The organism is Bacillus cereus group sp. N21, assembly GCF_016483395.1.
In the GTDB taxonomy this organism is placed as follows: domain Bacteria; phylum Bacillota; class Bacilli; order Bacillales; family Bacillaceae_G; genus Bacillus_A; species Bacillus_A pseudomycoides.
In genome coordinates this window covers 12,377-25,210 of record NZ_JAEHBX010000032.1, presented here as the reverse complement: position 1 = coordinate 25,210, position 12,834 = coordinate 12,377, and the positions used below count along the sequence as shown (strand labels likewise).

Sequence of the window (12,834 nt, the reverse complement as noted above, 5' to 3'; positions counted from 1 at the left end):
GTGGGGAAATTTCCATGGAGAAGGTCTATTTTAGAAATAGGCGAACGAAGGAGGGAAAATAATGGCAAAAGAAAAAATCCGTATCCGTTTAAAAGCTTACGATCACCGTATTCTTGATCAGTCAGCTGAGAAAATTGTAGAAACAGCTAAGCGTTCTGGGGCAACAGTTTCTGGTCCGATCCCATTACCAACTGAAAAAACTGTTTACACAATTCTTCGTGCTGTTCATAAGTACAAAGATTCTCGTGAGCAATTCGAAATGCGCACGCACAAACGTCTAATCGACATCGTGAGTCCTACTCCGCAAACAGTAGATTCATTAATGCGTTTAGACTTACCATCTGGTGTAGATATCGAAATCAAATTATAATTTATATAACTTAAAAATGTAGGAGGTGTAACTCATGACCAAAGGAATCTTAGGAAGAAAGATCGGTATGACTCAAGTATTTGCTGAAAACGGTGAGTTAATCCCAGTAACAGTAATCGCTGCGACTCCAAACGTTGTTCTTCAAAAGAAAACAACAGAAACTGACGGCTATAATGCAATTCAGTTAGGATTTGACGATAAACGTGAAAAGTTAACTAACAAACCTGAACAAGGCCACACTGCTAAAGCATCTACTACTCCTAAGCGCTTCATTCGCGAAATCCGCGATGCAGACGTGGACGGATTAGAGGTTGGTCAAGAGGTAAAAGTTGAAGTTTTCACTGCAGGTGAAATCGTTGACGTAACAGGAATTTCTAAAGGTAAAGGTTTCCAAGGTGTTATTAAACGCCACGGACAATCTCGCGGACCTATGTCTCATGGTTCTCGCTATCACCGTCGTCCTGGTTCAATGGGCCCAGTTGCTCCGAACCGTGTATTCAAAGGTAAAAAACTTGCTGGACGTATGGGTGGAGACCAAGTTACAATCCAAAACTTAGAAATCGTTCAAGTTGACGCTGAGCGCAACTTATTACTAGTAAAAGGTAACGTTCCAGGTGCTAAGAAATCTCTTGTAGTTGTTCAAGGCGCTGTGAAGGTTAGTAAATAATTCACAATAGGAAGGAGGAATTCCAATGCCAAAAGTTACTGTATATAACCAAACTGGTTCACAGGTTGGTGAAATCGAATTAGCTGAAGCTATTTTCGGTATCGAACCAAATGAAGCTGTACTTTTCGAAGCTGTAATGATGCAACGTGCATCTTTACGTCAAGGTACACACAAAGTAAAAACTCGCTCTGAAGTGCGCGGTGGTGGTCGTAAACCATGGCGTCAAAAAGGAACTGGACGTGCTCGTCAAGGTTCTATCCGCTCTCCTCAATGGCGTGGTGGTGGTACGGTATTCGGACCTACACCAAGAAGCTATGCGTACAAACTTCCTAAGAAAGTTCGTCGCTTAGCTATTAAATCTGCATTAGCTACTAAAGTAGTTGAGAACAACATTGTAGTTCTTGAAGACCTAGTGTTAAATGCACCAAAAACAAAAGACATGGTAGCAGTACTTAAAGGATTAACTGTAGAGAAGAAAGCTCTTATCGTAACTGCTGATGCAAACGAAGCTGTAGAGTTATCTGCTCGCAATATTCCTGGAGTAACAGTAATCACTGCTGATGGCGTAAACGTTTTAGACGTGCTTCATCATGATAAGCTAATCATGACAAAAGCGGCAGTGGAAAAAGTAGAGGAGGTGCTTGCATAATGAGAGATCCTCGTGATATCATTAAGCGCCCAGTTATCACTGAACGTTCTATGGAAATGATGGCTGAAAAAAAATACACGTTCGATGTGGACGTTAAATCTAATAAAACAGAAGTTAAAGACGCTGTAGAAGCGATCTTTGGTGTTAATGTAGACAAAGTAAATATCATGAACTACAAGCCGAAAGCAAAACGCGTTGGTCGTCACGCTGGTTTTACTAACCGTCGTCGTAAAGCAATCGTTAAGCTAACTGCTGACAGCAAAGAAATCGAAATCTTCCAAGGTGTTTAATTCTTACTAAAGAAGGAGGGAAATTGAGATGGCAATTAAGAAGTATAAACCAACTACTAACGGTCGTCGTAATATGACAACGAATGATTTCGCTGAAATTACGACTGACAGACCGGAAAAGTCTTTACTTGCGCCTTTAAGCAAAAAGGCTGGTCGTAATAACCAAGGTAAAATTACTGTACGTCACCAAGGTGGCGGACATAAGCGTCAATACCGTATCATCGACTTTAAACGTAACAAAGATGGAATTCCAGGACGCGTTGCTACGATCGAATACGATCCAAACCGCTCTGCGAATATCGCATTAATTAACTACGTTGACGGTGAAAAACGTTACATCCTTGCTCCTAAAAACTTAGAAGTAGGTATGGAAGTTATGTCTGGCGCTGAAGCTGACATTAAAATCGGTAACGCATTACCATTAATCAACATTCCAGTAGGTACTGTTGTTCATAACATCGAGCTTAAGCCTGGTCGTGGCGGACAATTAGTTCGTTCTGCTGGTACATCTGCTCAAGTACTTGGTAAAGAAGGAAAATACGTACTTGTACGTTTAACTTCTGGTGAAGTGCGTTTAGTATTATCTGCTTGTCGCGCTACAGTTGGTCAAGTAGGTAACGAACAACATGAACTTATCAAAATCGGTAAAGCGGGTCGCTCTCGCTGGTTAGGTAAGCGCCCAACAGTTCGTGGTTCTGTAATGAACCCAGTTGATCACCCACACGGTGGTGGTGAAGGACGCTCTCCAATCGGACGTAAGTCTCCAATGTCTCCATGGGGTAAACCAACTCTTGGATTCAAGACTCGTAAGAAAAATAAAGCGTCTGATAAATTTATCGTTCGTCGTCGTAAAAAATAATGGGATTGTAGTACGGTTCATTTCTAGAACCGTACGCCAATCACGAAGGGAGGCACCACAATGGCTCGTAGCTTAAAAAAAGGACCATTTGTCGATGATCACTTAATGAGCAAAATGGAAAAATTAGTTGCATCTGAGCAAAAACAAGTTGTTAAAACTTGGTCTCGCCGTTCAACAATCTTCCCTCAGTTCATCGGTCATACAATTGCTGTATATGATGGTCGTAAACACGTACCTGTGTACATCACTGAGGATATGGTTGGCCATAAGTTAGGTGAATTCGCACCAACTCGTACGTACAAAGGTCACCTTGCTGACGATAAGAAAACTAGAAGATAATGAGAGGAGGCACTTCAATGCAAGCTAAAGCAGTAGCGAGAACAGTTCGTATTGCTCCTCGTAAAGTTCGTTTAGTTGTAGACTTAATCCGAGGTAAGCAAGTGGGTGAAGCGATTGCTATCCTTAACCACACACCAAAAACTGCTTCTCCAGTTGTAGAGAAAGTTTTAAAATCTGCAATCGCAAATGCAGAGCACAATTACGAAATGGACATTAACAACCTAGTTGTTGAAACAGTTTTCGTTGACGAAGGTCCAACGTTGAAACGTTTCCGTCCACGTGCAATGGGTCGTGCAAGCCAAATTAACAAACGCACAAGCCACATTACAGTTGTGGTATCAGAAAAGAAGGAGGGATAATCGATGGGTCAGAAGGTTAATCCAATTGGTCTTCGTGTCGGTGTTATCCGTGACTGGGAATCTCGTTGGTTCGCTGAAAAAGATTACGCTACATTATTACATGAAGACATCAAAATCCGTGAGTACATTACTGTACGCTTAAAAGATTCTGCTGTTGCTAAAGTAGAAATCGAACGTGCAGCAAATCGTGTAAATGTTACAATTCACACTGCAAAACCTGGTATGGTAATTGGTAAAGGTGGTACAGAAGTTGAAGCGCTTCGTAAAGCTCTTAACCAATTAACAGGCAAGCGTGTACACATCAACATCTTAGAAGTTAAGAGAGCTGATCTTAACGCTAAATTAGTAGGCGAAAACATCGCTCGTCAATTAGAAAACCGTGTATCTTTCCGTCGTGCACAGAAGCAAGTAATTCAACGTGCTATGCGTGCAGGAGCTAAAGGTATTAAAACACAGGTTTCTGGTCGTCTTGGCGGAGCTGATATCGCTCGTGCAGAATCTTACAGTGAAGGAACTGTTCCACTTCATACACTTCGCGCTGATATTGACTATGCAGCAGTTGAAGCTGATACAACATACGGTAAATTAGGCGTAAAAGTATGGATCTACCGTGGAGAAGTCCTTCCTACAAAAAAGAAAGCTTCTGAGGAAGGAGGAAAATAATATGTTAATGCCTAAACGCGTAAAATATCGTAGAGAGCATCGTGGTAAAATGCGTGGTCGTGCAAAAGGTGGAGCTGAAATTGCTTTCGGTGAATTCGGTTTACAAGCACAAGCTGCTTCATGGATTACAAACCGTCAAATCGAAGCTGCTCGTCGTGCAATGACTCGTTACATGAAACGTGGCGGTAAAGTATGGATTAAAATTTTCCCTTCTAAGCCTTACACTGCAAAACCTCTAGAAGTACGTATGGGTTCCGGTAAAGGGGCACCAGAAGGCTGGGTAGCAGTAGTAAAACCTGGGAAAATTATGTTCGAAATCGCGGGTGTATCTGAAGAGGTAGCACGCGAAGCCTTACGTCTTGCAGCTCACAAATTACCAGTGAAATGTAAATTCGTAAAACGTGAAGAAAATGGTGGTGAATCTAATGAAAACTAATGATATTCGTGAATTAACCACTGCCGAAATCGAAACAAAAGTTAAAGCTTTAAAGGAAGAGTTGTTTAATCTTCGCTTCCAACTTGCTACAGGACAATTAGAGAATCCAACTCGCATCCGTGAAGTGCGTAAAGCAATTGCTCGTATGAAAACTGTAGTTCGTGAAAGAGAGATCGGAATTAATCGATAAATTGAGGGGAGGTTTGCATAGTGAGCGAACGTAACCAACGCAAAGTTTATACTGGTCGTGTAGTGTCTGACAAAATGGACAAAACGATTACAGTTTTAGTTGAAACTTACAAAACTCATTCCTTGTACGGAAAACGTGTTAAGTATTCTAAAAAGTACAAAGCCCATGATGAGCAAAACCAAGCAAAAATTGGCGATATCGTAAAAATCATGGAAACTCGCCCGCTTTCTGCTACTAAGCGTTTCCGTTTAGTTGAAATCGTTGAAGAAGCGGTTATTATCTAAATAGACGAATCGGAATTTTTAGTCCGAAGGGAGGTTTCATAACATGATCCAACAAGAATCTCGTTTGAAAGTTGCTGACAATTCTGGTGCACGTGAACTTTTAACAATTAAAGTATTAGGCGGCTCTGGTCGTAAATATGCTAACATTGGTGATATTATCGTTGCTACGGTAAAACAAGCAACACCAGGTGGCGTTGTTAAAAAAGGTGACGTTGTTAAGGCAGTAGTGGTACGTACGAAGAGCGGAGCTCGTCGTACGGACGGTTCTTACATTAAATTTGATGAAAACGCAGCGGTTATCATTAAAGACGATAAGAGCCCACGTGGTACTCGTATTTTTGGACCAGTAGCTCGTGAATTACGTGATAGCAACTTCATGAAGATCGTTTCTTTAGCTCCAGAAGTTCTATAATTTAAGGTATTGCCTTGCTAAGGAGGTGCAGAATTAAGATGCATGTAAAAAAAGGTGATAAAGTACAGGTAATCACTGGTAAAGACAAAGGAAAACAAGGTGTTATCCTTGTGGCTTTCCCAAAGCAAAACCGTGTTATCGTTGAGGGTGTTAACATCGTTAAGAAACACTCTAAGCCATCTCAATTAAATCCACAAGGTGGAATTATTACGAAAGAAGCACCTATTCACGTTTCTAATGTTATGGTATTAGATCCGAAAACAGGCGAACCTACTCGTGTAGGCTTCAAAGTAGAAGATGGTAAAAAAGTTCGTATTGCAAAAAAATCTGGTGAATTATTAGATAAATAATTTTCTTAAGAAAGGAGGTCACTTCATTGAATCGCCTTAAAGAGAAGTTCCAAAAGGAAATTACTCCTGCTCTAGTGAGCAAGTTTAACTATAAATCTGTGATGGAAGTACCGAAAATCGAAAAGATCGTAATCAACACTGGTGTTGGTGACGCGGTATCTAACTCAAAAGCTTTAGACAATGCAGTAGAAGAATTAACGCATATCGCAGGTCAAAAACCTGTTGTAACTCGCGCTAAAAAATCAATCGCTGGTTTCCGTCTTCGTGAAGGTATGCCAATCGGTGCAAAAGTAACTTTACGCGGTGAGCAAATGTATGAGTTCTTCGACAAATTAGTATCAGTTTCTTTACCACGTGTGCGTGATTTCCGTGGTGTTTCTAAGAAATCATTCGACGGTCGTGGTAACTACACATTAGGTGTTAAAGAGCAACTAATTTTCCCTGAGATTGATTATGATAAAGTAAGTAAAGTCCGCGGTATGGACATCGTAATCGTTACTACAGCGAAAACTGATGAAGAAGCTCGTGAACTTTTAACACAATTCGGTATGCCATTCCAAAAATAATGGAAGCCAACGCTAAGTAGAGGAGGCGAAAACGTGGCTAAAAAATCTATGATCGCGAAACAAAAGCGTACTCCTAAGTTTAAAGTACAAGAGTATACACGTTGCGAACGCTGCGGTCGTCCGCATTCTGTATACCGCAAATTTAAGCTTTGCCGTATTTGTTTCCGTGAACTTGCATATAAAGGTCAAATTCCTGGTGTTAAAAAAGCTAGTTGGTAAAACCCACAAATGGGAAGGAGGTAAAACACATGGTGATGACAGATCCAATTGCAGACATGCTTACTCGCATCCGTAATGCGAACATGGTACGTCATGAGAAATTAGAGGTTCCTGCTTCTAAAATCAAAAAAGAGATCGCTGAACTTTTAAAACGTGAAGGTTTCATTCGTGATGTAGAATACATCGAGGATAACAAACAAGGTATCCTTCGTATTTTCCTGAAATATGGTGCAAACAATGAACGTGTAATCACTGGATTAAAACGTATCAGTAAACCTGGCTTACGCGTTTACGCTAAAGCTGACGAAGTACCACGTGTACTTAACGGATTAGGTATCGCTCTTGTTTCTACATCTAAGGGAGTAATGACAGACAAAGATGCTCGTCAATTACAAACTGGTGGAGAAGTAGTAGCATACGTTTGGTAATATATATTTAAAACGAACGGAGGTGTGACCACATGTCTCGTATTGGTAAAAAGATTCTTGAAATCCCTGCAGGTGTTACTATCACAGTTGCAGAAGACAATACTGTAACAGTAAAAGGCCCTAAAGGTGAATTAACTCGTACTTTCAATGCTGATATGTCTATCAAAATTGAAGAAAATACACTAACAGTTGAGCGTCCATCTGAACAGAAGGAACACCGTGCATTACACGGTACAACTCGTGCTTTAATCGGAAACATGGTTGAAGGTGTAACTACAGGTTTCGCACGCGGACTTGAATTAGTCGGTGTTGGTTACCGTGCTCAAAAACAAGGTGATAAACTTGTATTAAGCGTAGGTTATTCTCATCCAGTAGAAATGACTCCGGAAGCAGGACTTGAAGTTGAAGTACCTGCACCAACTAAAATCGTAATTAAAGGTATCGACAAGCAACGTGTTGGCGAATTTGCTGCTAACATCCGTGCTGTACGTGCTCCAGAGCCATATAAAGGCAAAGGTATTCGTTACGAAGGCGAAGTTGTTCGTCGTAAAGAAGGTAAAACTGCTAAGTAAACCCGTTAGGTGAGAGAAAGGAGTGACAAGAATGATCACTAAAGCTGATAAAAATGCGACTCGTAAGAAAAGACATGCACGTGTACGTGCAAAACTTACTGGTACTGCAGAACGTCCACGTTTAAATGTGTTCCGTTCTAACCAACATATTTACGCTCAAGTTATTGATGATGTAAATGGTGTAACATTAGTAAGTGCATCTACTCTTGATAAAGACCTTGCTCTTAACGGTACTAGCAATATTGAAGCTGCTACGAAAGTTGGAGAATCAGTTGCTAAGCGTGCTGTAGAGAAAGGCGTTAAAGAAGTAGTATTTGATCGCGGTGGTTACTTATACCATGGCCGTGTTAAAGCTCTAGCTGAAGCTGCTCGTGAGGCTGGATTACAATTTTAATGGTCAAAGGAGGGAAAATTGATGCATCGCATTGACCCAAGTAAATTAGAACTTGAAGAACGTGTAGTTACGATAAATCGTGTCGCGAAAGTTGTTAAGGGTGGTCGTCGTTTCCGCTTTGCTGCACTAGTTGTAGTTGGCGATAAAAACGGTCATGTTGGATTCGGTACGGGTAAAGCACAAGAGGTACCAGACGCAATTCGCAAAGCTATCGAAGACGCTAAGAAAAACTTAATCACAGTACCATTAGTTGGTACAACAATTCCACACACAATCAACGGTCATTTTGGAGCTGGTGAAGTATTCTTAAAACCTGCTGCTGAAGGTACTGGAGTTATTGCTGGTGGACCAGTTCGTGCGGTACTTGAATTAGCTGGTGTACAAGATATTCTTTCGAAATCTCTTGGTTCTAACACACCAATTAACATGATTCGCGCTACTGTGAACGGATTAAGCGAGCTTAAGCGCGCTGAAGATGTTGCAAAATTACGCGGTAAATCTGTAGAAGAGCTACTAGGTTAAGAAGGAGGGAAAACAAATGGCGAAAAAGTTAGAAATTACCCTCACTCGTAGTGTAATTGGTCGTCCACAAGATCAACGTGCGACGGTAGAAGCTTTAGGTCTTAAAAAGTTGAATTCAACTGTAGTTAAGGAAGAAACTCCTGCTATTCTTGGTATGATCAACAAAGTTTCTCACCTTGTAACTGTAAAAGAAGCTTAAGGATAACTCATTAATATAAGGAGGTGCCTGGGAATGAAACTTCATGAATTAAAACCTGCAGAAGGTTCTCGTAAAGTACGTAACCGTGTCGGTCGTGGTATCGGTTCTGGTAACGGTAAAACTGCTGGTAAAGGTCATAAAGGACAAAACGCACGTTCTGGTGGCGGTGTTCGTCTTGGCTTCGAAGGTGGTCAAACTCCATTATTCCGTCGTTTACCAAAACGCGGCTTCACAAACATTAACCGTAAAGAGTTTGCTATCGTAAACTTAGCAACGTTAAATCGTTTTGAAGATGGTACAGAAGTAACACCTGAATTATTGCTGGAAACTGGCGTTATCAGCAAATTAAACGACGGTGTTAAAGTTCTTGCAAGCGGAGCTGTAGAGAAAAAATTAACTGTTAAAGCGCACAAGTTCTCTTCAAGTGCTAAAGAAGCAATTGAAGCAGCTGGCGGATCAGTTGAGGTGATCTAATGTTTCGTACAATCTCCAACTTTATGCGCGTTGCTGAGATAAGACGTAAAATATTATTCACTTTAGCGATGCTAATCGTATTCAGGATTGGCACGTTTATCCCAGTGCCATTTACAAATGGAGACGTACTGAAAGCACAAGATCAGTTAAATGCATTAGGCATCCTAAATACATTTGGCGGTGGCGCGTTGAAAAACTTCTCCATCTTTGCGATGGGAATCATGCCGTATATTACAGCATCCATCATCGTGCAATTATTGCAGATGGATGTTGTTCCTAAATTTTCGGAATGGTCGAAGCAAGGCGAAATGGGCCGTCGTAAACTAACGCAATTCACGCGTTATTTTACAATTGTTCTTGCGTTTATTCAGGGGTTTGGTATGTCAATCGGTTTTAACGGTATGGTAGGTGGACAGTTAATTTTGAATCCAGGTTGGAGCACTTATTTATACATTGCTACGGTACTGACTGCTGGTACTGCATTTTTAATGTGGTTAGGTGAACAGATTACAGCTAAAGGTGTAGGTAATGGTATTTCCATCCTAATCTTTGGTGGTATTGCCGCAGCGATCCCAAGTGTAATATCTCAAGTGTATCAACAACAGTTTCAAAATGCCGGAGATCAATTGTTCATGAGTATCGTTAAAGTTGTATTGATTTTACTAGCTGTGTTAGCAGTTGTTGTTGGTGTTATTTTCATTCAACAAGCTGTTAGAAAGATCCCAATTCAATATGCGAAGCGTGTAACAGGAGGAAATGGTAATCATGCTGGAGCACAAAACACACATTTACCGCTTAAGGTAAATAGTGCGGGTGTTATTCCAGTAATTTTTGCTGTTTCATTCTTAATTACACCTCCAACTATTGCACAGTTCTTCCCGAAATACGATGTATCGAAGTGGATCATTGCAAACTTTAACTATTCCCACCCAGTGGGAATGATAATATATGTAGCGCTCATTGTAGCCTTCGCATACTTCTATGCATTTGTTCAGGTTAATCCAGAGCAAATGTCAGAAAACCTAAACAAGCAAGGTGGATATGTTCCAGGTATTCGTCCGGGTAAGAATACAGAACAATATCTAACAAAAATCTTGTATCGTTTGACCTTTGTAGGATCTATTTTCCTAGCAGCGATTGCAATTCTTCCAGTTATCTTTACGAAATTGGGAAATCTTCCTCCATCTGCACAGATCGGTGGAACGAGTATGTTAATCGTTGTCGGCGTTGCTTTAGAAACAATGAAGCAGCTAGAAAGCCAACTGGTAAAACGCCATTACAAAGGGTTTATCAAGCAGTGAGTAAGTGGGAAGAATTGTCTTCCCTACATGCTCATGTATTGAGGGGGAACAAGGATGAACTTAATTTTAATGGGGCTTCCTGGTGCTGGTAAAGGTACACAAGCCGAACAGATTGTTGCCAAGTATAACATCCCTCACATCTCAACAGGAGATATGTTCCGTGCAGCTATGAAGGCTGAAACTGAACTTGGTTTACAAGCAAAGTCCTTTATTGATAAAGGTGCGCTTGTTCCAGATGAAGTTACAATCGGAATTGTTCGTGAACGTTTAAGTCAAGAAGACTGTGTAAAAGGCTTCTTACTAGATGGTTTCCCACGAACAGTTGCACAGGCATCTGCACTTGAAGAGATTATGAAAGATCTTGGCAAAAAAATCGACTATGTTTTAAACATTAATGTGGATTCAGGATTGCTATTAAAACGTCTTACAGGCCGTCGTATTTGTAAAGAGTGCGGTGCGACTTATCACTTAGAATTCAATCCGCCAGCAAAAGCTGACGTGTGCGATAAATGTGGTGGCGAATTATATCAACGCTCTGATGACAATGAAGAAACTGTAGCGAATCGTTTAGAGGTAAATATTAAGCAAACAAAACCTTTGCTTGATTTCTATGAAGAGCTTGGTTACTTACAAAGCATTAATGGTGAGCAAGATATCAATAAGGTATTTGCTGATATTGATGTTCTCATTGGAGACTTAGCGTAATGATCATTTGCAAAACTCCTCGCGAGATAGAAATCATGCGAGAAGCTGGCAAGATCGTTGCTTTAACTCATCAAGAGTTGAAAAAGCATATTACTCCAGGAATTACAACGAAAGAGCTCGATCAAATAGCGGAAAAGACGATTCGAAAATATGGTGCTACGCCATCTTTTAAAGGATACAACGGATTTCCGGGAAGCATCTGTGCTTCTGTAAATGAAGAGCTTGTACATGGGATTCCAGGTAAGCGCAAGCTCCAAGAAGGTGATATCATCAGTATCGATATTGGTGCGAAATACAATGGGTACCATGGAGATTCTGCGTGGACGTATCCAGTAGGAAACATTTCTGAATCTGTTCAAAAGCTACTTGATGTCACAGAAAAATCGTTGTATCTTGGTCTAGAACAAATAAAACCAGGCGTGAGATTATCAAATGTTTCACATGCAGTTCAAACGTATGCTGAAGATAATGGATTCTCGATCGTTAGGGAGTATGTTGGTCACGGAATCGGGCAAGACTTACATGAGGACCCTCAGATCCCGCACTACGGTCCACCAAATAAAGGTCCTAGATTAAAGCCGGGAATGGTCATCTGTGTCGAACCGATGGTGAACCAAGGAAGACGATATGTAAAAACACTATCTGATGACTGGACAGTGGTAACGGTAGATGGTAAATGGTGTGCACATTTTGAGCACACGATTGCTCTTACAGAAGCAGGATACGAAATCCTTACCACTTTATAAGTAGCTGGCTCTCCGGGATTTCAGAGCAGTGTAAAATGTTACTGATTTGAAGAAGGGAGAACTATTGAATGGCTAAAGATGATGTAATTGAAGTCGAAGGTACCGTTCTTGAAACGTTGCCAAATGCTATGTTCAAAGTAGAATTAGAGAATGGGCATGTCGTATTGGCTCACGTTTCTGGTAAAATCCGTATGAACTTCATTCGGATTTTACCAGGAGACAAAGTTACGGTAGAATTATCTCCGTACGATTTAAATCGTGGTCGTATTACGTACCGTTTTAAATAATATAGCACTCCGTAATCTTTAAGGAGGTTCGAGACATGAAAGTAAGACCGTCAGTTAAACCAATCTGCGAAAAATGTAAAGTTATTCGTAGACGTGGAAAAGTAATGGTTATTTGTGAAAACCCTAAACATAAACAAAAACAAGGTTAATCAGAAGGAGGTGCATTCGGAATGGCACGTATCGCAGGTGTAGATATTCCTCGTGACAAGCGCGTTGTTATTTCTTTAACTTACGTATTCGGCATTGGTCGCACAACTGCTGAAAAAATTCTTGCTGAAGCTGGTGTTTCTGAAGAAACACGAGTTCGTGATTTAACGGAAGACGAATTAGGACGTATCCGTGACATCGTAGACCGCGTTAAAGTTGAGGGAGACCTTCGTCGTGAAGTTTCTCTTAACATTAAACGTCTAATGGAGATCGGTTCTTACCGTGGTCTTCGTCACCGTCGTGGTTTACCAGTTCGTGGTCAAAATTCTAAAAATAATGCTCGTACGCGTAAAGGTCCACGTCGTACAGTAGCAAATAAAAAGAAATAATAAGTAAAGGAGGTTGA

27 protein-coding genes are annotated in these 12,834 nt (G+C 40.7%); all 27 read left to right on the top strand.

The window, feature by feature from the left end; genetic code table 11:
* Nucleotides 1-61: 61 nt before the first annotated feature.
* The 27 genes from rpsJ to rpsM all read left to right on the top strand — a co-directional run bounded on the left by rpsJ (nt 62) and on the right by rpsM (nt 12,817).
* Entirely contained in the window at nt 62-370 is a 309-nt protein-coding gene (gene rpsJ / locus JDS96_RS17855) for a 30S ribosomal protein S10 (RefSeq protein ID WP_001040596.1), read from the top strand.
* Nucleotides 371-404: 34 nt separating this feature from the next.
* Nucleotides 405-1,037, top strand: coding sequence for a 50S ribosomal protein L3 (gene rplC / locus JDS96_RS17850; RefSeq protein ID WP_003194350.1), 633 nt, complete (start codon nt 405-407; stop codon nt 1,035-1,037).
* Between the two features lie 25 nt (nt 1,038-1,062).
* Nucleotides 1,063-1,686 (top strand): 50S ribosomal protein L4, encoded by a 624-nt coding sequence (gene rplD / locus JDS96_RS17845; RefSeq protein ID WP_003194351.1) that lies wholly within the window; start codon nt 1,063-1,065, stop codon nt 1,684-1,686.
* On the top strand, nt 1,686-1,976 hold the full coding sequence (rplW, locus tag JDS96_RS17840) for a 50S ribosomal protein L23 (RefSeq protein ID WP_003194353.1): 291 nt from the start codon (nt 1,686-1,688) through the stop codon (nt 1,974-1,976). Before rplD ends, rplW begins: the two co-directional genes overlap by 1 nt.
* A gap of 28 nt (nt 1,977-2,004) precedes the next feature.
* Complete coding sequence (gene rplB / locus JDS96_RS17835) at nt 2,005-2,835, top strand: 50S ribosomal protein L2 (RefSeq protein ID WP_003194355.1); 831 nt, start codon at nt 2,005-2,007, stop codon at nt 2,833-2,835.
* Between the two features lie 60 nt (nt 2,836-2,895).
* Nucleotides 2,896-3,174 (top strand): 30S ribosomal protein S19, encoded by a 279-nt coding sequence (gene rpsS / locus JDS96_RS17830; protein ID WP_000124454.1) that lies wholly within the window; start codon nt 2,896-2,898, stop codon nt 3,172-3,174.
* A 17-nt stretch (nt 3,175-3,191) separates the two neighbouring features.
* A complete protein-coding gene (gene rplV, locus JDS96_RS17825; RefSeq protein WP_003194358.1) occupies nt 3,192-3,533 on the top strand; it encodes a 50S ribosomal protein L22 in 342 nt (113 codons plus the stop codon).
* A gap of 3 nt (nt 3,534-3,536) precedes the next feature.
* On the top strand, nt 3,537-4,196 hold the full coding sequence (gene rpsC / locus JDS96_RS17820; RefSeq protein WP_000529958.1) for a 30S ribosomal protein S3: 660 nt from the start codon (nt 3,537-3,539) through the stop codon (nt 4,194-4,196).
* 1 nt (nt 4,197) lies between these two features.
* Entirely contained in the window at nt 4,198-4,632 is a 435-nt protein-coding gene (gene rplP, locus JDS96_RS17815; protein WP_016116953.1) for a 50S ribosomal protein L16, read from the top strand.
* Nucleotides 4,622-4,822, top strand: a complete 201-nt coding sequence (gene rpmC / locus JDS96_RS17810) for a 50S ribosomal protein L29 (protein ID WP_000855718.1) — start codon at nt 4,622-4,624, stop codon at nt 4,820-4,822. The genes rplP and rpmC overlap by 11 nt, the downstream gene beginning before the upstream one ends.
* Before the next feature lie 20 nt (nt 4,823-4,842).
* Entirely contained in the window at nt 4,843-5,106 is a 264-nt protein-coding gene (gene rpsQ, locus JDS96_RS17805; RefSeq protein WP_016116954.1) for a 30S ribosomal protein S17, read from the top strand.
* 43 nt (nt 5,107-5,149) lie between these two features.
* Complete coding sequence (gene rplN / locus JDS96_RS17800; protein WP_061129083.1) at nt 5,150-5,518, top strand: 50S ribosomal protein L14; 369 nt, start codon at nt 5,150-5,152, stop codon at nt 5,516-5,518.
* Nucleotides 5,519-5,556: 38 nt separating this feature from the next.
* A complete protein-coding gene (gene rplX / locus JDS96_RS17795) occupies nt 5,557-5,868 on the top strand; it encodes a 50S ribosomal protein L24 (RefSeq protein WP_000558201.1) in 312 nt (103 codons plus the stop codon).
* Nucleotides 5,869-5,894: 26 nt separating this feature from the next.
* Complete coding sequence (rplE, locus tag JDS96_RS17790) at nt 5,895-6,434, top strand: 50S ribosomal protein L5 (RefSeq protein WP_018767345.1); 540 nt, start codon at nt 5,895-5,897, stop codon at nt 6,432-6,434.
* A 33-nt stretch (nt 6,435-6,467) separates the two neighbouring features.
* On the top strand, nt 6,468-6,653 hold the full coding sequence (rpsN, locus tag JDS96_RS17785; RefSeq protein WP_001085700.1) for a 30S ribosomal protein S14: 186 nt from the start codon (nt 6,468-6,470) through the stop codon (nt 6,651-6,653).
* 29 nt (nt 6,654-6,682) lie between these two features.
* Entirely contained in the window at nt 6,683-7,081 is a 399-nt protein-coding gene (gene rpsH / locus JDS96_RS17780) for a 30S ribosomal protein S8 (RefSeq protein ID WP_000245511.1), read from the top strand.
* A 32-nt stretch (nt 7,082-7,113) separates the two neighbouring features.
* Complete coding sequence (gene rplF / locus JDS96_RS17775; RefSeq protein ID WP_003194369.1) at nt 7,114-7,653, top strand: 50S ribosomal protein L6; 540 nt, start codon at nt 7,114-7,116, stop codon at nt 7,651-7,653.
* Nucleotides 7,654-7,684: 31 nt separating this feature from the next.
* Entirely contained in the window at nt 7,685-8,047 is a 363-nt protein-coding gene (gene rplR / locus JDS96_RS17770) for a 50S ribosomal protein L18 (protein WP_000628816.1), read from the top strand.
* Between the two features lie 21 nt (nt 8,048-8,068).
* The gene (gene rpsE / locus JDS96_RS17765) at nt 8,069-8,569 is read left to right on the top strand and encodes a 30S ribosomal protein S5 (RefSeq protein ID WP_003194373.1); all 501 of its coding nucleotides are present in this window, start codon (nt 8,069-8,071) and stop codon (nt 8,567-8,569) included.
* Between the two features lie 16 nt (nt 8,570-8,585).
* A complete protein-coding gene (rpmD, locus tag JDS96_RS17760) occupies nt 8,586-8,768 on the top strand; it encodes a 50S ribosomal protein L30 (RefSeq protein WP_001085234.1) in 183 nt (60 codons plus the stop codon).
* 33 nt (nt 8,769-8,801) lie between these two features.
* Nucleotides 8,802-9,242 (top strand): 50S ribosomal protein L15, encoded by a 441-nt coding sequence (gene rplO, locus JDS96_RS17755; RefSeq protein WP_018767344.1) that lies wholly within the window; start codon nt 8,802-8,804, stop codon nt 9,240-9,242.
* Nucleotides 9,242-10,543, top strand: coding sequence for a preprotein translocase subunit SecY (gene secY / locus JDS96_RS17750; protein ID WP_018783074.1), 1,302 nt, complete (start codon nt 9,242-9,244; stop codon nt 10,541-10,543). Before rplO ends, secY begins: the two co-directional genes overlap by 1 nt.
* A gap of 54 nt (nt 10,544-10,597) precedes the next feature.
* Nucleotides 10,598-11,248, top strand: a complete 651-nt coding sequence (locus JDS96_RS17745; protein ID WP_003194378.1) for an adenylate kinase — start codon at nt 10,598-10,600, stop codon at nt 11,246-11,248.
* On the top strand, nt 11,248-11,994 hold the full coding sequence (gene map / locus JDS96_RS17740; protein ID WP_018767342.1) for a type I methionyl aminopeptidase: 747 nt from the start codon (nt 11,248-11,250) through the stop codon (nt 11,992-11,994). Before JDS96_RS17745 ends, map begins: the two co-directional genes overlap by 1 nt.
* A gap of 68 nt (nt 11,995-12,062) precedes the next feature.
* Nucleotides 12,063-12,281, top strand: coding sequence for a translation initiation factor IF-1 (infA, locus tag JDS96_RS17735; RefSeq protein ID WP_001029884.1), 219 nt, complete (start codon nt 12,063-12,065; stop codon nt 12,279-12,281).
* A 35-nt stretch (nt 12,282-12,316) separates the two neighbouring features.
* Entirely contained in the window at nt 12,317-12,430 is a 114-nt protein-coding gene (gene rpmJ / locus JDS96_RS17730) for a 50S ribosomal protein L36 (protein ID WP_000868344.1), read from the top strand.
* Nucleotides 12,431-12,451: 21 nt separating this feature from the next.
* The gene (rpsM, locus tag JDS96_RS17725; RefSeq protein ID WP_003194382.1) at nt 12,452-12,817 is read left to right on the top strand and encodes a 30S ribosomal protein S13; all 366 of its coding nucleotides are present in this window, start codon (nt 12,452-12,454) and stop codon (nt 12,815-12,817) included.
* Nucleotides 12,818-12,834: the final 17 nt, after the last annotated feature.